At 37.8% G+C, this 21,927-nt stretch carries 11 protein-coding genes; all 11 read right to left on the reverse strand.

Features of this window, described 5'->3' with window-relative positions; translation table 11 throughout:
* Positions 1-180: 180 nt before the first annotated feature.
* Positions 181-951: a sialate O-acetylesterase gene (locus R2Q59_RS13690; protein ID WP_316785887.1), complete on the reverse strand. Its 771-nt coding sequence runs from the start codon at positions 949-951 to the stop codon at positions 181-183.
* Between the two features lie 16 nt (positions 952-967).
* A complete protein-coding gene (locus tag R2Q59_RS13695; protein WP_316785888.1) occupies positions 968-3,490 on the reverse strand; it encodes a phosphocholine-specific phospholipase C in 2,523 nt (840 codons plus the stop codon).
* 226 nt (positions 3,491-3,716) lie between these two features.
* Positions 3,717-6,902 (reverse strand): GH92 family glycosyl hydrolase, encoded by a 3,186-nt coding sequence (locus R2Q59_RS13700; protein WP_316785889.1) that lies wholly within the window; start codon positions 6,900-6,902, stop codon positions 3,717-3,719.
* A gap of 2 nt (positions 6,903-6,904) precedes the next feature.
* Positions 6,905-9,247: a GH92 family glycosyl hydrolase gene (locus R2Q59_RS13705; RefSeq protein WP_316785890.1), complete on the reverse strand. Its 2,343-nt coding sequence runs from the start codon at positions 9,245-9,247 to the stop codon at positions 6,905-6,907.
* Positions 9,248-9,252: 5 nt separating this feature from the next.
* Entirely contained in the window at positions 9,253-10,140 is an 888-nt protein-coding gene (locus R2Q59_RS13710; RefSeq protein ID WP_316785891.1) for an ROK family protein, read from the reverse strand.
* A 15-nt stretch (positions 10,141-10,155) separates the two neighbouring features.
* Positions 10,156-11,562 (reverse strand): sugar porter family MFS transporter, encoded by a 1,407-nt coding sequence (locus R2Q59_RS13715; protein ID WP_316785892.1) that lies wholly within the window; start codon positions 11,560-11,562, stop codon positions 10,156-10,158.
* Between the two features lie 20 nt (positions 11,563-11,582).
* Complete coding sequence (locus R2Q59_RS13720) at positions 11,583-13,907, reverse strand: GH92 family glycosyl hydrolase (protein ID WP_316785893.1); 2,325 nt, start codon at positions 13,905-13,907, stop codon at positions 11,583-11,585.
* Between the two features lie 9 nt (positions 13,908-13,916).
* Positions 13,917-15,752 (reverse strand): hypothetical protein, encoded by a 1,836-nt coding sequence (locus R2Q59_RS13725; RefSeq protein WP_316785894.1) that lies wholly within the window; start codon positions 15,750-15,752, stop codon positions 13,917-13,919.
* A 115-nt stretch (positions 15,753-15,867) separates the two neighbouring features.
* The gene (locus tag R2Q59_RS13730; RefSeq protein ID WP_316769910.1) at positions 15,868-16,581 is read right to left on the reverse strand and encodes a DUF3823 domain-containing protein; all 714 of its coding nucleotides are present in this window, start codon (positions 16,579-16,581) and stop codon (positions 15,868-15,870) included.
* Between the two features lie 17 nt (positions 16,582-16,598).
* The gene (locus R2Q59_RS13735; RefSeq protein ID WP_316785895.1) at positions 16,599-18,545 is read right to left on the reverse strand and encodes a RagB/SusD family nutrient uptake outer membrane protein; all 1,947 of its coding nucleotides are present in this window, start codon (positions 18,543-18,545) and stop codon (positions 16,599-16,601) included.
* 8 nt (positions 18,546-18,553) lie between these two features.
* Complete coding sequence (locus R2Q59_RS13740; RefSeq protein WP_316785896.1) at positions 18,554-21,745, reverse strand: TonB-dependent receptor; 3,192 nt, start codon at positions 21,743-21,745, stop codon at positions 18,554-18,556.
* Positions 21,746-21,927: the final 182 nt, after the last annotated feature.

Here is a 21,927-nt window from a genome sequence, read left to right on the forward strand (position 1 = left end):
GCTAATGTCGCAGATAAAAGAAGATTAGGATTTACTGAATAGAATGTCTTCGCTAAAAAAATCTGCGCAATCCCCAAAATCTGCGGGAGAAAACATAGGCCCACAGATGAACGCTAATTCCGCAGATAAAAAAAGATTAAACTGATCTATCAAAAAATAAATCTGCGGGAGAAAGAAACCTTACTTCTTAATCAATTTTAACATTCCCTTTGCAAAACGAGCACCATATATAGTTGCTGATGGACTATCGAAATGGGTGGTGTCTCCTTTATGGGTTAAGCCTTCTGATGTTACATAACCTGTGAACTTAATCTTTTGAGGAATTTGATGTATCACCTCATTAATTAATTTGTAGTTATCACGAAATTGACCTAATTCGCCCACAACAAAAGGCAAATTTGGATTATTGGTTTCTTTACGAACCCTTTCTATCAAAGCAGTTAATTTTTCTAAGTAAACAGCAGCAGATTTAGGGTTACTATCAGATTCTCCTTGCAACCAAATTGCACCGTTAATCTCTCCCAACTTCATCGCTTCTTTTATTCGCAATAAGGCATCATCATAAGGATGAGTATTTGTTGCCTTATCAAAAGCGCCTGATTCCCACTTAACAATAGATGTACCACCTACTGCACAAGGGACCAAGTAGATGGTATCTTTTGGAAAAACATCAGCTAATGCTGCTCCAAAAGCTAGACCCGGACCAACACCGGCAACTTTTGGTTTATCAAAATGTAAGGGATGTTTTGCAATAACCCATTCATTATTTGCATTGAGCATTAATACCCTGTCGTATTGCAGGTTTTTATATTCAGCTGTAACCGCACCTCGTCCTGCCATGTTGCTCTGTCCCATTAACAGATAAATTTGCTTCCTAGGTTTCTCTGACAAATTTTTAAGTCTAAAACTGAAACAAACTAATGTTAGCGCAACAAATACGAGGTATTTCATGTCATTCAAATTTTAGCTATACAATTCTTCCCATGAAAGGATCTGTCTTTGTCTCGATGCCAGTTTCAACTCTACCAGCAAAACGTTCTTCAAACTGTTCATGGTTACTTAACTTCACCGAAAAATCATACCAACTAAATGATTTCTGTAGATTTATAGTTACCTGAACTGTACTTTTTGCTGCTACTTCCTTTTTAATGCCTGTGGCTTTATAGGCATTATCGCTAATATTAAAAGCGTGAGACTTGGTATCATTGTTAACCAAATTAACAATCACATTTCCGGTAAGCTTGGCTGCATTTCCTTTTGCCTTTTCAAAGGTACATTCAACTTTTACTAGCGGATTATTTTTGCTCCCCATAAATTCCCTGAAAAAACCATTCGGTCCATTTAAACGCAAATGATAATTATCATTTTCAAAAGAATCTAGTGGCCAGTTGTAAGTCAGGCTGTCTCCAGCTTTTACCGCAAAAGACCAGTTTCTGGCTAGCTCATTTTGTGGACCAAACTTAACTGGCACTGAAACTGTAAATGGAGATCCAGCAGCATTTTTACCAAAAATCTCATTTCCAACTTTAAATTTTATCGTAACACTTTTCTTGTCGTTCGTTAAACCAACATCAGCATATAACTCATAAGGTAATGCGCAAGAAGAACGAACTCCTTCTTCCTGAAGACTAATTAATGAGGGTTTTACTTTTATTGCTTCTATTTCCTGTGCCGAAAGTTTTTTCATTGCAGCAGGTTCTTGTTTAAACTTGGCGTTAAAAATAGTTTCTACATTTTTATCTCTATCCAAAAAAGGGATTTTCTCCAATGGTGCACCATTATAAGGTGTAAAAGCAGAAGTTAAATCGCCACAAATGGTTCTTCTCCATTCGCTAATATTGCTACTCCTTACTTGCTTCTTATATTTTTGATTAACGAAGGTTTCTAAAAATTGTAAGGTAGAAGTATGATCAAAAACCTCTGAGCAAACTTTTCCGCCTCTGCTCCATGGAGAAGCAATCATCATTGGCACCCTAAACCCTAAACCAATAGGTGCTTCCCTTGCTTGTGTTTTTGGAATGCCTTGCTTGATTTCATTTGCTAATCGAACGTGTTCAATTTCCGTTTCAATTCCTGCAGATACTTTCCCTGTTTCAGGTAGTTTTTGATCGGGGATAGAGAAAGGTGGAATATGGTCGTAATAACCATCATTTTCATCGTAGGTTACAATAAAAATAGTCTTTTTCCAGACTGCTGGATTTTTGGTTAGGATATCCAATATCTCAGAAACGTACCAAGCCCCATACCAAGGTGCACTAGGATGATCTGAAAAGTTTTGCGGACCCGCTAACCAAGAAACTGTCGGCAGTTTTCCTTTGTTTACATCTTCTCTAAACTGGTGAAATAGATCTCCAGCCGGAACAGTAGCCTTACGTTCTACGCCATTATCCATATAAGTTAATTCAGCAAGTTTTCTATAATTAGCATCTCCAACATTAACCGTAAATGCGTTATGATAAAGTTCCTTCTGTTTTGCCGTTAATTTTTCATAGCCTTCCTTGTTCCATTTGGTTAATTCTTTTCGGGCATTATCTAAAACTTCTTGTTTTGTTTTTAATGCTTCCCTTGCTTTTACCGCAGCTTGTTCATCTGCCGGACTTGCCTCTTGAATTTTATCTATTTCTGCTGGTAAAGTCTCTGCTTGGTTTTGTAAACCTTTAATGTATCGTTCAGAGAACTTCACGTTATAAGCTTTAAAAAACTCTAACAAATTACAGCCATAGTTTGCCAACCAAGATCTCTCCTCACCAACAAAGCCACCCCCACAACTAATTTCATTTTGATAAAATTTCCAAGCAATATCATTTTGTGATAACAACTCTGGAAATGTTTCCCAACCTAATGTAGCATGGGCAAAATCTGTATTTCTAATATGGGCTTTTGGAATTCCATCTGTATCATGGGTAATTTTACCCGTCCAAAAGAATGAACGATTTGGCGTTGTACTGGTCATCGCAGAGCAAAAGTTCTGATCACAAACTGTAAAGGCATCCGCCATTGCGTAATTAAATGGAATGTCTTCCCTTGTGTAATAACCTAATGTTAAAGGTAGATCGGCATATTTTTTATTGCCAGATTTTTTGGCAAGTAACCATTTATCGTACTTACCAAAGTTGTTTGCATCAACCTGACTTGCCCTTGAATGTGGCAACGAACCCATCCAAGTTATCTTGGTGTCTTTAATATCTAATCTAAAAGGCGAATAAGTATTTCCTACAGCATCGGTTTGTAGCCATACCGGATTTTGATTGGGTAGCCTGATTGCTCTTGGATCGTTAAACCCTCTTACGCCCTGCAAAGTTCCAAAACAATGATCAAAAGAACGATTTTCTTGCATCAAGATTACGATATGCTCAGCATCCAAATAAGTACTGCCTAAAGCCGGATTAATGGCCATTGCCCTTTGAATTGCAGGAGGTAAAATGTTAGCCATCATGGCACCGCCAGATAATAATGCTGCCTTTTTTAGAAAATCTCTTCTTGAATCCATTTCGAAATAATATGAAAGTTAAATATACCATTTCTTCGATTTTTTACCCAGAATAACTGTCTTTTATCAAAGAAATTACATAAGTGAAAGTATACGAAGTTATCAAATCGAAATAAAGAGAAGTTTAAAGTAAAAACATCATTTTGTAAACAAAAAAAGAGAGCCACTGATTTGTGACTCTCTATTCGTCTATAAAGATTACGTGTTGGTTAAATGCGATTGCCGTTTAATCGGCCGGCAAAGAAGCAATCCCCCAAGCTGTATTTGGTTTTGGCCCCATTTGCAGGATAAGTTTTCCTCCCTTCAATAATTCACTAGATCTGAACCAAAAATTATTTAATGGTTTGCCATTTAATGTGGCACTTTGAACGTACTTGTTTACTCTTGATGCATTAACCGCCTCGATCTGAAAATTTTTTCCTCTACCATATTTTTCGCCCAAATTAATGGTTACATTTTTAAAAATCGGACTACCAATTTCATAAATAGGGTTTGCTCTAGTTCCTCCATCAATTTGAAATAGACCTAAAGCTGCCATGATATACCAAGAACTCATTTGTCCTTGATCTTCATCTCCCAAATACGCATTGGCAACACCATAACCATAATACCTATCTACAATAGATCTACTCCATTCTTGTGTTAACCAAGGTTGTTTTACCCAATTAAATAGAAAGGCAAAGTGCATAGATTGCTGGTTTCCTTGTGTAACCGGATAATCCCAATATTGATCATTTGGCGCATTGAAACGCCATTTTACGCTTTCCTTGAAACCCCAACTTAATCGCTCCTTAAAACGATCTGGCCCAATCATTTTGGCTAAACCGTTCACATCCTGTGGCACAAAAAAAGTAAGCTGCCAAGCATTTCCTTCTACATAATGTTCGTTTCTTCCCGATTGGAAAGGGTCAAAATCTGGAAGCCAAGAACCATCAGATTTTCTCATCCTTGCATAACCAGTTACCGTGTCAATTGCATTTTTCCACCAGTTGGCTCTTTCAGTATATTCATTGTATTTAGCTGTTTTGCCAATAGACTTGGCCAGTTGGGCTAGTGTCCAATCATCATAAGCATATTCTAAGGAGTTAGAAAATCTTCCCTTATCGTACGGCACATAGTGATATTTCATATAGGCTTCGAAATCCTGATTTCCGGCAAGTGCTCCTCCAACTTTAGTTTGTGGGGTTGATAATGTTTTATCCGCAGCTGCGAAAGCTTTATTTACATCATAATCTCTAATCCCCATTTGATAAGCGCTCACAATTAGCGGCACTTCATGTTCTGCCACCATAACTGGGATATATTCCATACCAGCGGGGCCTTTAGCCAACCAGCCATTTGCATCATACATCGCTAATTGAGATTTTACCCATCTCGATGACCACTCTGGGGTAACCAAATTCCAAAACTGATTTAAATTCCAGAATGTATTCCAAAAGGCATCACAACCTAAAGCAATATCATTAGGGTTCTTAAACTGTTGGATTTTCTCTGTTGCGTCTACCCATTTCCCATCTACATCACTAAAAGTATTTCTGCTACAGATAGCCCTATACATATTGGTATAAAACCTTACTTTTTCTCTTCTATCATTGCTGGTTGTTTTTACCCTACTTAACAGTTCATTCCAAACAGCAAGCTGGTTATTTTTAACTTTCTCGAAACTCCAGCCAAATGGATTGCTAATTTCTGTTGTTAAATTTTTGGCAGCTCCTTCCACACTTACATACGAAATCCCTGTTCTCATTTGTACCACTTGGTTTTGTCTTGTATCAAATTCTACAAAAGCACCAGCGTCTTTTGGGTCCTTAATCGTGATTAGGTTTTCCGTTCCAATCTGGTCATCAATCCAAGTCCCAAATTTTTTAATGGGCTGATCAAATTCTATCACAAAGTGAACGATATACTCTTGCTCGCTAGAACCTGCTTGAGCAATCCATACTTGAGGTGCAAATTGCTTGCTGTATCCTTCAATACGATAATCACTTACTTTTTTTAAGGTTACTTCAGCTAAGTTGTATTTATTTTCAGCAGGAGTTTGCAGGTCGATCATGATCCTAGAATCTGTTGCCTTAGGATAAGTATACTTCATGAAACTTGCCCTAGATGTTGCTGTAACTTCGGCTTTGATGCCATAATCTATCAAATCTACCCTGTAAGAACCTAAAGGAGCCTGTTCAGTAGATTTATCAATACGCGATCGGTAGCCTTCTCCAGGTGCGCTTCTTTGGTCGCCAACTTTAATTTTTAATGGTCCATTAACAGGAAGCATTCCTAAACCACCCATTGTCCACTCATGTATGTGACTAAAAGCCCCAATACTTTCAAACGTTGGATCGTAACCTGCTTGCCAACCTGCATTTTGGTTATCAGGACTTAATTTAACCATGCTAAAAGGCATCCATGGTCCTGGGCCAATCATCCAACGAGAATGAGCTGTTCCAATTCTAGTATCTACATAACTCGCAAATGAACCTATCGGCTTTGGAGAGCGTGAAATTGTTCCGCTTTCTATAACAATGCCATTTGCTAAAACTTCGTATTTGCTTTTTTTAGGTATAGCAACTGCTGACATCGGCACTTCAAATTGATAGCGTCCTGTTTCTATCTTTTCTTGAAAAACTTGTTTTCCATCTAATTTAACAGTTAAGTTAGGTTTTCCACTCAAATGTTCTACATCTACTAATAAAGGCTGTAAGCGTTTTCCGTTCTCTATAATTTCATAGTTTGCTGCTTCGATGGATCTTGCATACACCGCTTTGGGCGACTTAACAATAGTTTCTGCCGAGCCTTCTAACCTTACTTGATCGAAAACCAGCCAAGAGCCATCAAGAGAGGTGAGTTGAATTTCATTTCCACCATTATGTAAAGCACCAGCTTTAATAGGAATTTCTATCACATATTCTTTTGCAGCAGCCATATCTCCCGCTACTACATTACTTTTATCGCCTTTTGGCAATTGCTGAACAGTGCCTTTACCGTTGATGTTTATTTTAAATAAAGGTGATTTTTCTCCATTGTATCCAATTAAATCAATTACCAGTTTGAATGGTTTGTTTGTAGACGCATTTTTTAAATCAAACAAGATGTTTAATAAATGAGACCTGATACCAGCTGTAGGAGCAGTACCGCCCCAACCATCTTTCGGGCCAGGCAATACATAAGGAAAATCCTTTGCCGGGTTTGAATAGCCAACTAAATAATATCGATCTTCCCAGCCAAAGTCATGTTCTAAAAACTTCTTGTAATCTGTTGGTGCCAAAGCTAACCCCGCAGTTTGGTTATCGGCTTTTCCAATTTCCCATATCGTTTTATTCTGCGCAAAAACATTTGAACTAATGGTTATTGCCAACAAGAAAAAAAGCAATATAAATGGCTGAAAACGTAGGTTAATTGATTTAAGTTGTATCATCTTTAATATTGATCTTTTGGATTAGCGCCCATTTGTAAAGTTAATTTCCCTCCATTTTGTAAATCCTTTAGCGAAATAAATGGAGTAGCTAATTGTTTCCCATTTAAATTAAACGATTGTACATAAATATTCCCAGTACTGTTATTTTTTACTTCGATGGTAAAATCCTTTCCACTAAAATATTGCTTATTTCCTTTGATTTTTATGTAATCAAATAGCGGACTTCCCAAGCCAACTTTAGTATCTGGAGCAGTAAAGCCTTTTACATCAAACAAACCCATACTTGAGATGACGTACCAAGCACCCAATTGCCCTTGATCTTCATCTTGTCCGTAACCATAACCATGAATACCATCTGTTCCGTAAAACTCATTGCAAATTGTTCTCACCCATTTTTGAGTTAGCGAAGGTTTGCCAGAAAAGTTAAAAAGCCATGAGATGTGTAGATTTGGTTGATTGCCATGATTGTACAATCCTTCCAATCCAGAAAAAGCATCGAGCTTAGTTCCACCGCCAAAGTTATTTTTTTGAGAGGTGGAGAAAATACTATCTAAGCGATTGTTAAAATTAGCCTTCCCCATTTTAGCAACCAAAGCTTCAGGATCATGCGGAACGTAGAAAGTATATTGCCATGCATTTCCTTCCTGAAACCCTCGCCAAGCTTCACTTGGTTTAAAGTTTTCTATGAAGTTGCCATTCTCCCATTTAGGGTGAATTAAATTCAATTTTGGATCATAAAGGCGCTCCCAAGCTTTAGACAAACCCATTAATTGTTGATAGTCATTTTCCTTACCTAAAACCTTCGCCCACTGGCCAACGGCATAGGCACTGAAAGCGTACTCTAACGTATGTGATGCAGAATATTGCCATCTTTCTCCACCACCTTTTCCTTTATCTAAGTGAGGCACATAACCATATTTTACAAATTGATCTACATCTAATTTTCCAGCACCGTGCGGTCTGTCTTTACCTACCAACTCATTTTTTAAGGATGCTTCATAAGCCAAATTCACATCGAAATCTTTAATGCCTGCCATGTAAGCGCTAGAGATGGCTAAACTCACAAAATTGGTCCCTACACCAGAAACATATCTACTGTTAGCAATACCATCGGCCAACCAACCCGAATCCTTATAAACCAAAAGCTGGCTTTTGATCCAATCTGAATAATATTCTGGATAAGCAATTGCCCATAGTTGGGTTAAGTTCCAAAAGCCTCCCCAAATGGCATCGGTATTGTAATGATTATGGACTGGTTTGTTATTTTGATCTAAAGGAATTTGTCCTACCCCACCGTCATTTTTTGGATAGGCACCATTCACATCACTGGCTAAACCTCTTCCCAGTAGCGCATGATATAATCCCGTATAGAACTTAACCATATCTTTCCTTTCCTTGCCCTGTACTTTAATTCTACCCAAATAACTCGCCCAATTCTTTTCTGCAGTAGCTTTTGCCTTATCAAAAGAAAGTTTCTTTGCTTCAGCATCAAGGTTTAGTCTTGCATTTTCAATTGAGGTATAAGACAAGCCTGCTTTTATGGTGATGCTTTCTTGTTCTTTGGTAGCAAACGTTAAGTAAAGACCTGCACCCTTTCCTGCTATTTCAGCTTTTCCCTTAAAAATTTCTTCTCCTTTAAATACACCATAGGCTGATGGTTTTTTATCCAGCACAGCTGAAAAATACATCGTTACTTCTGCACCAGGTTGATATTTCTGAACGTAAACAGGAAGTGTGGTTACATAGCCTTCAATCTTGCCATCGGCTGTTACATAAACTTTGGCATCCTTAACTTCGCCACCTTCTCCTTGTTTATGACCAATGTCAAATAAGATATGAGATTCTTGCGAAGCAGGAAAAGTATAACGATGAAATGCTACTCGTTGAGTTGACGTTAACTCTGCTTTAATTTGATAATCCTTCAATAAAACGGAATAATAACCCGGACTAGCAATTTCATCTTTTCGATCAAACGTAGAACGATAACCATTTTCTGGTGTTTCCAATTTTCCTGCAAGTGTTTGTAGTTTTCCAGTTATGGGTGCAAACACAACGCCACCAACTTGAAATTCGTGGAAGTTCGCAAAACCCTCGATGGAATTATGTCTTTCGTCATAACCAACCGCATCCCAACCATGCATATTGCCATAAGAACCGTTGGTAGATGGTGCTGGTTTTGCCATTCCAAAAGGTACGGCTCCTGGGGTAAAGTAAAACCATCGGCTATGCGCAGTTCCAATTTTTGGATCTACGTATTGCAGTAAATCTTTATCGGATTGCGCATTCGCCTCGGTTAACCCAACTATAAACAATAATATAAATAAGATATAATTCGTCTTTCTCATGTTCATCATAGATTTTTGTTTAGGTGTATGTTATCTTTCCAATAACTGGCAGCACCCATTAAGGCTGCTTCCTCGCCTAAAACCGCTATTTTTATTTTTATTTCTGGAAATTTATCTTGAATGTTATTCAACAATGTTCTTTTAAAAAGCCTAAAGCTTTTTGCAATATTGCCCCCCAATATCACAACTTCTGGATGTGCAAGGGATGCAAACTCTGTTAAGAAATCACCTAGGTTATCCCCAAATTCATTAAAAATCCTTTTCACCCTTGGGTCTTTACCCACCAGTTCTGTTAGTTCTTTAACGCCATTGATATTAATACCCGTAAGCTCATGGTATCTTTTGGTAAACCACCTGGTTGATAAATAATCCTCGGCGATGCCGGCTTTAAAAGGATGCTGCCAAAGGTTTGCGTTATTGGCCTTACCATTATGATAAGTGCAAGTACCCAAACCTGTACCCAATGTTAAACCGATCACGTTTTTGAAACCACTAGCCGAACCTCCAAAAACCTCCCCTTGTAAAAAAGATGCTGCATCGTTCACCATTGAAATGTCTTCCGGTTCATTTTTAAGTTTTGCCGCCAACAATTCTTTGATGTTAAGGCCATAGAGATTTTCGTATTTATTTTGATTCTTTATCAAACAAATCCCTTTATCATAATCGAAAGGTCCAGGCATGGCAAGGCTAACTTTATTTACATTGCGGCCTTGCCTTACTTTTAAGATTGTTTCGCTCCAAGCCTCCATGATTTGTTCTTGTGAACCATGAGAATCAATCTTTTCACGAATAAACGAGCCTGGTAATATTCTTTTCTCCTTTAAATCGACCAAGGCTGCTGTAATGTGTGTTCCGCCTATGTCTGCACCAATCGCTATCGAATCATTTATCATCTTAAAACTCAAATATTAATGAACAAAAACTTGATCTTCTCCTTTTTCCTTCCAGTCATTTTCTATTTGTTCTAAAGATTTACCTTTTGTTTCTGGCAGCAATTTGTATACTGCTACAAAGGCCACTAAACAGAAGAACGCAAAAAACCAAAACGTGCCTGCGCTACCAATTTCTTTCAACAAAATAGGAGTAATCTGTCCAACGATTGTGTCCGCTACCCACATCACCATAATGCTAATCGCTAATGCTCTTCCCCTAATGGCGCTTGGGAATATTTCTGATGCCACTACAAATTTTAGTGGACCTATAGAAAAGGCAAAACAAGCTAAAAAGCCAAGTACACAGATCAATAACCAAATGCTCGTAGTCGCTTCATAATAGAAACAAATACCTGTTAAAATTAAGGTTATTGTAGCACCAGCCGTTCCAAACAAATACAACGGCCTTCTTCCCCAACTGTCAACTTTCCAAATGGCAACCAGTGTAAATAACATATTGGCAAGGCCGAAAATAATCTGACTAATTAAAGAGTTACTCAAAGAAATCCCTGCATTGCCTAAAATGGTAGGGCCGTAATAAATGATGGCATTGATGCCACTGAACTGAGAAAACAAAGGCAAAAGGATGCCTATTACTAAAGCCTTTCTAACACCTGGCGCAAATAAATCCCTATAAGATCCCTTCTCGTTTTTATTGTTTTGTGTTGATAAACCTGCTTCTATTTCAGCTTTAGGTTGATTTGTTATTCTACTGATAATAGAAACTCCTTCTGCCGTGCGTCCTTTTTGAATTAACCAACGTGGACTTTCAGGAATCATCAACAAGCCGAAGAAAAATAGCAGCGCTGGAATTACCCCTAAGCCCAACATTCCACGCCAAACCTCGGCATTAAAAATATTGGTTAAGCCAGAAGTGGTAAGCTCTTGCACAGAAACTCCACTTAACAATGCAGCATTGCTTAAATACGCAACTAGAATACCAAAGGTTAATGCAAACTGATAATAGGTAACCAATCTCCCTCTAATGGCCGATGGAGCGATTTCTGAGATGTATAAAGGGACAACATTAGATGCAATTCCAATACCAATACCGCCAATTAACCTCGAAGTAATTACACCAGATAAATTTGGCATTATTGCACAACCTAAAGCAGAAATTACAAATAAAATAGCTGTTAAAATGAGTGGCTTTTTGCGGCCTAATCTATCACTTAACTCACCTGAAAATGCTACCCCAATGATACAGCCCACCAATGCCGATGAAACAAACCAACCTTCTTGAGCTGCCGAAAGCGTAAACTGCTTTTGAACTAATGGTAATACACCTGAAATAACAGCCATATCAAATCCAAAGAGAAAACCTCCCAATGAGGCAACCAATGTGATGGTTAATAGGCTAATTCTTTTTTGTTCGTTATTCATAAGTTTATATTTAGAACTAATTATTGTTTTTTAGTAGGAGACATCGATGGCGGTGCATCAGTGGGTTTAACTCCCCATTTCATATTTGGTGCGGCACCCATTTCTAAGGTCAAAGAACCACCATCAACTAAATCAGCATGATAAAACCAAGGTTTAGTTAAGTCTTTCCCATCTAACTTGGCCGATTGGATATATCTATTAGCATCGGAGGTGTTTTTAGCCTCAATCACAAACGTTTTACCCGAATAATATTTATCATCCAAAGCAATGGTAATTTTGTTAAAAATCGGACTACCAATTTCATAAAATGGCTTAGATGAAACTCCTCCATCTGTTTCAAATAAACCCATTGCAGCCATTACATACCAAGCGCCCATTTGCCCTTCATCTTCATCTCCCAACCAGCCGTGGTAGGGCGTTGAACCATAATACCTATTCATGATTTCCCTTGTCCATTTTTGAGTGAGCCATGGCTTACCCGAATAGTTAAATAACCAAGCTGCTTGCATATTAGGCTGATTACCGTGATTTACAGGAACCAAATCATATTGATCTCCTTCTGCATTGAAATTGTATTTTACTGATTTTTCAAAACCATCATTTAAGCGGTTATTAAATTCATCTTTACCCATTAAATTAATAATGCCTTGCACATCATGTGGATTGAAAAAACTGTATTGCCAAGCGTTACCTTCTAAATAACCTGAACCACTAAAGCTTGTGCAGCAGAATGGGGTCCAATCTTTAACCCAGCTTCCATCTCTGTTTTTCATTCTGATGTATTTGGTTTCAGGATCAAATACATTCTTATAATTCCCTGCTCTTTTTAAGAATAGCTCGTAACCATCTTTCTTTCCAATTGCTTTTGCAAACTGCGCCACACACCAATCATCATAAGCATATTCTAAGGTGTTTGATACTTGTCCTTCTTCGTTAGGCACGTATCCAAGTTTCATATAGGAATCAAAAAAGCGATTGCCTGCAAATCCATTTTCTGGAGTTTTAACCCCATTGGTAGTCTGCTGATGCAACATTGCCTTATAGGCTGTTTCAATATCAAAATCCCTAATCCCTTTTTGGTAAGCACCAACTATTAAAGGGATTTCATGAGAGGCCTCCATGATACCCGAATATTCAATCCCCGCCGGACCTTTTGGAAGCCAACCACCTGTTCTATAAATCTCAATCAGCGACTTTGCCCAATTACTGGTAATATCTGGATTAACAAGTCCCCATAATTGGTTTAAGTTCCAAAAGGTATTCCATAGTGCATCTGAACCATATACTGGAGAATTAGCTTGTTGAACTTTCTCATTTACATCCACATATTTACCATTCACATCGCTCCATGTGGTACGGGCTACGTAAGACCTATAAAAGTTAGAATAGAATTTTTTCTTGTCAGTTTCTGTACCACCTTCTACTTTGATTTTACTCAGCATGGTGTTCCAAACATTCCTGGCGTTTGTTTTTACAGCATCAAAATCCCATTTGAAAGGATTCATTTCTGTTTCTAGGTTAAGCCTAGCCTGCTCAATGCTAACTAAAGAAATCCCTGTTTGCATGAGAATTACATCACCAGCGTTTACCTTAAAATCTGCAAATGCACCAACTCGTCCTTTTCCTAAAACCTGTTTGATTTCTTTTTGCACCTTATCTCCATTCCAACCACCAAAACTTTTCATTGGCTTATTAAATCTTACCACAAAGTGGATGGTATATTCGTTCCAACTCCATTTTTGATGAGAATAACCCTCAATTTCTGTATCAGATATTCTGGTAATTTTTGCGTCTAAAATATTTGTTTTCGCCTCGCCAGGGATGTCTAAATCTAATAGGATATGCGCCTCGTCGTGCGCTTCGGGATAAGTGAACCTAAAAAAACCTGCCCTAGTTGTACTGGTTAGTTCTGTTCGGATATTTCCATTCATTAAGGTAATGCCATAATAACCTGGCTTTGCAACTTCTGTGCTTTTATCAATTCGCGATCTGTAACCTGAAGTCCAGCCTGTTGTTGGCGCATCTGCAGCACCGCGATAAGTGCTCAACAATCCAACTGTAGGCATTACCGAAAGTCCAACCATTGTCCACGAATGTACATGGCTAAAGCCACCTATGTTATTTAAAGAATATTCATAACCAGACTTCCAAACATCGCCTTGGTTATCTGGACTAAGCTGAACCATTCCAAAGGGCATTGTAGCGCCAGGATTTAACATCCACCTAGATTCTGAAGTGCCTAACAGCGGATCAGCATAATCAACCGGTTCCTTTTGCTGCGCATTCAGTTTTATGCTCAAAGAGAGCATCAATAAAAAGACGAATAATTTCTTTAGGTTCATCATTTTATGATCTTATTTAACAAGCAGGCTTGCATTATCCTTAACAAATGCCTTTACCACTTTTGCCTTACCTTTTCCATTATTTAAAATGGTATAGCTTTTTGCCGCTGCAGGTATTACAAAAGTTTCTGCATAGTTGAAATTCATTGTAGTTCCATCTAAAGTTATTACTGTAACCTCGCTACCTTCAACTAACATTAAAATATGGCAAACATTTTCTGTTTCTATACTTACTTGCTCATCAAACTCTATACGGTGTACATCATAAAAATGTTCTTGATGGGTTGGCAAATGGATAATTTCATAACCAGTTCCATTTTCAATTACCTTAGGTTTAGCCACTAATTCGTTTTTAACCTTTTCTCCTTTTCTATCAAATTTAAGGTTCTTAAATGCATGATCTATATTGATTGGTCTTGGATGTCCATCAAGTCCCATTCTCATCCAATCGTACATTTTAAAAGTAAAAATATATGGTGTTGCACTGATTTCTAGCACTAAATTATTTGCCCCTGCACTATGCACCGTCCCATTTGGGATTAAGAATAAATCATGTTTATTGGCGTCTAATACCTGTACATATTTTGTAATGTCTATTTCCTTGCTATGTTCCTGACTATCTTCTAATGCTTCTTCGAAAGCTTTTGGGTCGATGTCTTCTTGAAATCCTAAATATACTTTTGCATCTTCTTTACAATCTAAAATGTAATAGGTTTCATCCTGAGTAATATTTTCTCCAAATTCTTTCCTAATGTATTCTAAAGATGGGTGACATTGAATCGATAAGTTACCGCCATCAAATGTATCTAAGAAATCGAATCTGATTGGAAATTCAGTTCCAAATGTAGGTTCGTGTTTACCTAGAACAGCTTGCGCTTGCTGATACATTAAAAGATCAAAAGGAACTTCCAATAAATTACCATCGCTCTCAAAAAGCACCCCATTTTCTGGCACAATTAATTCGAACGACCAAGCATAATTTACTTCCTCCTTATTCAATCCCTCAATTTTTTCTTGCATCCAATGACCGCCCCAAGCGCCTGCTTCAAACCAAGGTCGCACACGAAAAACTGATTGACTCATCTCCTTTAAACCTTGCTGCACATCTGAATTAAAAGCCCAGTTGATTGATTCTTTCCATTGTGCATCTGCCACAATGCTTATTTGATTTAAAATGTTTTGTTTGTGATTATTTAAAACTACCCAGTCTACAAAGTAAGATCGCTTATAGGCTTCTGCCGCACCATCAACTTCATCAGCGCCAATATTGGTAATTGCACCTGCACGAAAACGGTATTGTATTTCATTCTTTGGAATCTCTAGATAAACCAGCGGTGAATCCCAGTTTAATAGCGCAGCCCCAACTCCTATGGCAATATTAACTTCATATTCTTCATCAGGTATTAAGCTAGAAAGTTGATTGGTTTGAAAAAAGTTAGAAAGGGTTAAAGTGGTTTTAGTACCCCAAACACTCTTCTCTTCCCCTAAAAATGGTGTAACCAATTTTTCGATATCCTGACTGTCTTTTATATGATCTGTTAAATAAGTCCATTTTACAGTAATACCCTTTTTATTCAACACATCATCAATTGCAGTTTGAACAGCATTCCAGAAAACACCGTTAAAACCATCAATCCTTACTGTTTTTTGTTCAATTATCCAATTTACCAAAGACGCATAACCATTGTTAATTTTTCCGCTTCCTAATGAATGATATGGATAGATATCGTAACCAGTATCTTCCTTCTTCTTTTGGTTAATCTGTTGTGGCAAAATAGTTTCGGAGCTTAATCTCCAATTGTTAATTATCGGCTCGCTCTTATCTAATACATTAGTATTCAATTCCATATCAAGGTATTTCTCTTGTTTCTCTGCTACTAAATAGCTGTAATTTAATCAATATTTAAACCTTATTTGCGAGAGAATTTTCTCGCAAATAAAGCTTATTCTTTGTTTTAGGTAATTAATTAGGGATAGTTACCGATTTTATTGTGCTGTAGTTATAAAGTCTTGAACCTATTCTAGCGCCAACCCTTAAAAAAATCTCTCTCCCTTTTGGCAAAACAGGGCTTGCTACACTATTGGTTACAGTTAAAGCTGGGGTTGCCGGCCTAGTGAATAGCGTGAAATTAGTATTTCCAACATAGGGTGTGTTGTTAAGGTAAAGTACACAATCGCCAATGGCATCTTGATACGCAGCATTGGCTGTACCTCTAACTATAGTGTATTGAGCATTAACTTTACCAGTTGCTGCATCATAAGTTGGTTCTCCAACCCATTCTACACGAAGAAAAGGTTCAACAGCAAAATTAACCTCTGTGGTGCCGCCTTTAACCTCTACCACTTTTGGAGTAGGAGGTACAAACGCACCTTCTGGAGTCATGGTATAAGTTGCAGCAAAAAGTTTGGTGTTTGTAAAACTACCATCTTGTCGTGATGCTAGAAATTGAGGGGTAGCAGTTGGACTATAACTAGTTTCTACTAGTCTAACTCTAGTTCCAGCTGTCATAGATCCATCAGTAGTGGTCACTTCCGTTTGAATTGGCTTTCCTGTTCCTGCATCTGTTACCACTCCTTTAACGGTTTGGTCAGGAGCGGCGTAGTTATCAAATTTGGAACATGAGCTTGCTGTTAATAGAGCAAGACATATTGCGATATAATAAGTTATTCTTTTCATCTTTTGAATTTTTTAAATTACCATCCTGGGTTTTGTACAAGGTTTAAACTTTTAGCAATTGCTGCAGTTGGAATTTGATTATAATACCATCTAGTTTGGAAGGTATAGTTTACACCACGCTCCTCATTTCTTACATCCAAAATATATTTGCTTTGATCTTGCAACATAATTGGTATAAGGGCTTTATAAATGGTGTTATTTTGCTCTAAATTCGCAATGCGCCATCTTCTTAAATCCCAAATGGTTTTGTTCTCAAAAGCCAACTCTCTTCTACGTTCCGTTCTAACGTCATTAATGTTGTTAATTGCAACATATAGTGATGCTCCTGCACGTTCCCTTATCGAATTAGTTAAGGTTAAAGCCTCAGTAGCGTAAGTAGCGCCTTGCCCTAAAAGGAATAATTCATAAGCAGCTTCTGCTTTGTTCAATACAACTTCGCCATATCTAAACTCAATAAATTGCTGGTCTGAACGATTAGGCAATGTTTCTGCTTGTGGTTTTTCTGGACTTAAATATTTTCTCACATAAAAGCCTGTGTAAGTACCTCCAGTTGCATTAGCGCCAATTGCTGTGTAAATACCACTCGCACCAGACCTAGTGATTTTAGTTCCGTTTGAAAGTGTTACTAAATTTGCTGCATCAAGGTTTGCCGCTACAGTTGCAGATCCCAATAAAGTAGCAGGATAAGCTGTACTTGCATTTCCAGGGGTTAGGTCACTTAAACCTCCCGTTGAAGCTCCTGTGAAAACACCTCTGCGTACTTCAATTTGAACACTTTTAAATAAATCGCCAGGCAATATTACAGTAGCCCTTAACCTTGGTTCTACATTGGCAAAAATATCCATGGTATTGGTATAGGTTAAATATTTACCACCAGCATCCATCGTTTGAATCGTCCCATCAGGATTTTTTGGGAAACCCTCATACATTTCTACCAAGTTCAGGGTTGGTAGGGTCTCTGAAGAATAATTTCCTTGTGGACCCTCCCATTGTTTAGGCACATTTAATGCATCGTACATGTGCGTCAAGTCAGGATATTTAAACTGCCTAGCAAAAATAGACTCTCTGTTTGCGGTTGAATTGTCTAAGAATAGACTTACAAAATTTTGATATTGGGCTTCCTTATCAGTTGCCGACCATTTATTTTTATACAATGCATATTTGCCATTTAATAAATTTGCCGCATCATAAGCTGCTTTAAAATAGGTAACCGCTTTTGAAGCAGGCACACCGCACAAACGTATACCACCAGTTGTTAAATCAATTGTATTGTACTTCGCGATAGTTCCAGCATACAACATTGCTCTTGATTTTAATGCCGCAGCAACATATTTGTTCGCTCTATTAGATTTATTGGTTTCTGGCAGGGTAATGTAAACTGCATCCAATTCTTTGGCAACAAAGTCCCAAATCGCTTCTTCACTTGAACGTGGTATTTTAAGCTCTTCAATTTCAGAAGCAAGCTCAGAAATAGTTTCCCCAGGTTTGGTTAATAATTTATCAACTAATGGAACTCCTCCATAACGTTTCACTAAAGCAAAGTAAGTGAAAGCACGAACAAATTGTGCTTCAGCTATCCACATTTGAACCTGCTCTGGTTTATGGTTGCTTGCATAAGTTGGCATCGTAGCGATAAAGTAATTACAATCGCGGATTAATAAATAAGCTGCGCTCCAGTAATTGTGTGTTTCTGTCACATTCCCTAAATCCCTACTTACCGCCTCGCCACTAATGGCATGTGGTGAACCTACTTGGCCAGTTTGGTTAAAAGCCCCAACTGGGTGATATTTAAAATCCTCAATTGGCATGGTATAATACATTCTTGATATGTAAGCATCAACACCAGCTTCTGTAGTAAATAGATCGGCATCCTGAACAATGTTTACAGGCGGCACATCCAGTTTCTGGCAAGCTGCAAATGATGTGATCACCACAGCTAATAATATATATAGTTTCTTTTTCATGGCTACTGTTATAATTTAAGGTTAAGGCCAAAAGTGAATTTTTTATCCAATGGATACACATAACCAAAATCACTTGATGGGTGTTCTGGATCTAGGAACTTCAAATCGGTAACTGTAAGCAAGTTGAATGCATTGGCATAAAATCTTAATCCTTTTACGCCTACTTTGTTAAACCATTTTTGTGGTAAGCTGTAACCTAATTCGATGGTTTTTATTCTGAAATATTTAGCATTTTGGGCATTAGCCAAGGTATTGGTAAATGGCACCGTACCAGTATAAGCGTAATAACCTGGTATCCACTTTGTGTTAGGATCAAATGGATCTGCATTAGGATCTTCAGGATGGTACCTGTCTAAGAATTGTTTTAAGGCATTACCTCCAGCCCAAAGCGGCGTATTCAATTGCTCAAAATAAGAAACATATACGTTTCCAGCACCGCTGATGGTTGTACTAAAATCCCAGTTTTTATAAGCAGCATTAAGAGTCAATCCATAAGTTAAAGTGGGTAAGCCTGATGTAGAAATTGGATGTGAATCTTGTGAACTAATTACGCCATCTCCATTCCAATCTTCGTATCTGTAATCGCCAACAACGGTGGTTCTAGAAGCATAAATCGGACTGTTTTTAATGGCTTGATAATTCTCAAACTGGCCGGTTGTTCCATAACCCCAGTATAAGTTGTTCCAACGATTAGCCGTGAAATTGCTGTTTTCCCAATTTAAGTAAGAGTTTCCTGCTCGTGCCTGTACACGTGTAGTATTCATGGTACGGGTAATGCCCATTATACCTTTAACGCTATAAGAAAAATTACCCAACTGGTTGCGGTGGTTAAGTTCTAAATCGATACCTCTTGAGCGATCGCCATTTAAGTTTTCTTGAGGGAAATTAACACCCACAACATCTGGTAAACTGTTAGCTTGTGTTCCCAACAATCCACTTCTGTTTCTTACAAAATAATCAACAGAAAATCCAAATAATCCATTCCACATTTCAGCATCTACACCAATATCTAACTGTTTCGCAGTAAACCAAGTGATGATCGGATTGGCTAAACCTTTACTAGAAGCACCAGTAACATAAACGCCATTAAATACAGATCCAGTAGCTGGATAGTTATAACCAGTAATGAATTGATAAGTAGCAGCAGAGTCATCACCTTGTTCGCCATAAGATCCACGAATCTTAAAGTTGTTTATGAATTTAAGTGGCGAGTCTTTCCAGAATTTTTCTTCAGATACACGATAACCAGCTGAAGCGTAAGGGAAAAATCCCCATTGTTCGTTTACTGAAAATTTTGAGGAACCATCAGCCCTAAAGCCTACTTCAGCTAAATACTTTCCATCATAATCATAAGTAAACTTACCTACATAAGAGGCAGTTTGATTATTGAAAAGACTGCCCTGAGCGGTTGACATGAAACCTTGCTGATCAGTAGTAGAACCTGCCAATAACTGATCTACAGGGATGGTTAGGTTTCGCTGTGCGAAAAAGTTATCACCCTTTAAGGTGTTTCGTTCATATAATGCCAATGCACTAATATTGTGCGAACCGAATGATTTATTATAGTTCGCAGAGGCTTGGAAGAGTATACTTGGGTATTCATAAAACTCTCTTCTTAATGTTGAAGGAGAAAACTGAGCTTCTGGAGCGTAAGTATCAGTTGCAGCAGTGTAGGTATAAAGGTTATAAGTTTTAGTATAATATTTATTGGTGGCAATTTGATAATCGTAACTAAATAAACCTTTTAAACTCAAACCTTTTAAAAATGTTGCATCATACTTTAAACTGGTAGATGATTGGAACCATTTGTTCTGAATATTACGATAACCACTTACATCAGCATTTGCATGCGCATAAGCATTTAATGAACTAGGCACTTTTGCTAAATAAGCAGGATTGTTGTTTGCAAAAATTGGTTCTGTTGGTGCTTGGTACCAAGTACTTCTAATTACCCAATAAGTATCTTCCTTCAATTGATTTTTTTGATCAACGATACCTGTTAAGTTGATATCGAAAGTTAAGTTTTTAGCCAGTTTAGTTGTTAAATTTGCCCTAAGGTTATAACGGTTGTAGTTTAAATCGCCCGACTTGAAAAATCCTTCTTGATCTTGAACACCTAAACTCGCAAAATAAGTTGTGTTTTCATTACCACCAGACGCACTGATGTCATGTTGAGATTGAGGAGCGGTATACCTCAATACAGCGGCATTCCAATCAGACGCCACTTTAGTGCCATTTTGATAGGCAGTAAAATCAGCTGGCGTAAAACGAACAGGCCCTTTATTGTATGCGCCTGTTCCACCTAAGTGAAGTGAATATTCATTAGCCAAAGTCATGTATTCGAAAATATTAACTGAATTAGGCATGAATGACGGCTTTTGAAGTGAGTAGGAACCATTATAGTTAAGCTCTACACTTCCCTTTTTACCTTTTTTAGTCGTAATTAACACTACACCATTTGCTGAACGTACCCCATAAATAGCAGCAGAAGCATCTTTTAACACGGTGATACTTTCTATGTCCTCAGCGCTTAAACGGGAGAAGTTATTTCTAACAACCCCATCTACAACCACTAGAGGAGAACCTAATCCCCTTACATCAAATGAGGTGTTAAAAGCTCCTGGCTCACTACTGTTTTGCACCACACGTACACCAGCAATTTTACCAGTTAACATGTTCTGAACGTTTTCGTTTTTAGTGGTTACAATTTCTTTTGCTGTTACTGAGGATACGGCACCAGTTAAAGTAGCCTTTTTCTGAGATCCATAACCCACTACAATTACTTCATTTAAATCTGATGCAGTAGAGGCTAATGTTACGTTTACCTGTGTTTGACTACCTATAACAACTTCATTGGCCTTGTAGCCAATCATGGTAAACACTAATGTTTCGCCCACTTTAGCAGTGATACTGTATTTTCCATCAGGGCCTGTTGTGGTGGCATTTGTTGTTCCTTTTACGGTAACACCAACACCCGGAAGTGGTCCAGTTTCATCTTTCACTGTTCCCGTTAGTTTTACAGTGTTCTGCGCATAAGCAGTTCCAAAAATACTGCAAGCCAAAAAGAAAGAACAGAGTAAAAGTTTAAGTGACTGCAATTTGTAGCGCCAATCGCTTTCTTGCAGCTTAGAATTTTGCGACAGCAAACTAGATTGGTTCAGTTCTTTTTTGCTGAGGCGATTTAGTAAAAATGATTTCATAATTAATAATGCTAACTCAATTGATTAAATATTTGAATGATTTAAGGTTTTGCATTGATTGTGGCTCAATCGACTTATGAATTACTAGGGAAAATGGGAAACACGACGAATGTTTTTGTGCCTTGTTTCCTTTCTTTTTGAATAAGGTTTTACCTGTTTCATACTGAGGATATTAAGATTTA

Source organism: Pedobacter frigiditerrae (assembly GCF_032678705.1).
Classification (GTDB): Bacteria; Bacteroidota; Bacteroidia; order Sphingobacteriales; family Sphingobacteriaceae; genus Pedobacter; species Pedobacter frigiditerrae_A.

Coding starts and splice junctions, on each gene's coding strand:
- R2Q59_RS13715 (WP_316785892.1), bottom strand. CDS start 11,562: ATGAATAACGAACAAAAAAGAATTAGCCTATTAACCATCACATTGGTT.
- R2Q59_RS13710 (WP_316785891.1), bottom strand. CDS start 10,140: ATGATAAATGATTCGATAGCGATTGGTGCAGACATAGGCGGAACACAC.
- R2Q59_RS13695 (WP_316785888.1), bottom strand. CDS start 3,490: ATGGATTCAAGAAGAGATTTTCTAAAAAAGGCAGCATTATTATCTGGC.
- R2Q59_RS13730 (WP_316769910.1), bottom strand. CDS start 16,581: ATGAAAAGAATAACTTATTATATCGCAATATGTCTTGCTCTATTAACA.
- R2Q59_RS13705 (WP_316785890.1), bottom strand. CDS start 9,247: ATGAGAAAGACGAATTATATCTTATTTATATTATTGTTTATAGTTGGG.
- R2Q59_RS13735 (WP_316785895.1), bottom strand. CDS start 18,545: ATGAAAAAGAAACTATATATATTATTAGCTGTGGTGATCACATCATTT.
- R2Q59_RS13725 (WP_316785894.1), bottom strand. CDS start 15,752: ATGGAATTGAATACTAATGTATTAGATAAGAGCGAGCCGATAATTAAC.
- R2Q59_RS13690 (WP_316785887.1), bottom strand. CDS start 951: ATGAAATACCTCGTATTTGTTGCGCTAACATTAGTTTGTTTCAGTTTT.
- R2Q59_RS13720 (WP_316785893.1), bottom strand. CDS start 13,907: ATGATGAACCTAAAGAAATTATTCGTCTTTTTATTGATGCTCTCTTTG.
- R2Q59_RS13740 (WP_316785896.1), bottom strand. CDS start 21,745: ATGAAATCATTTTTACTAAATCGCCTCAGCAAAAAAGAACTGAACCAA.
- R2Q59_RS13700 (WP_316785889.1), bottom strand. CDS start 6,902: ATGATACAACTTAAATCAATTAACCTACGTTTTCAGCCATTTATATTG.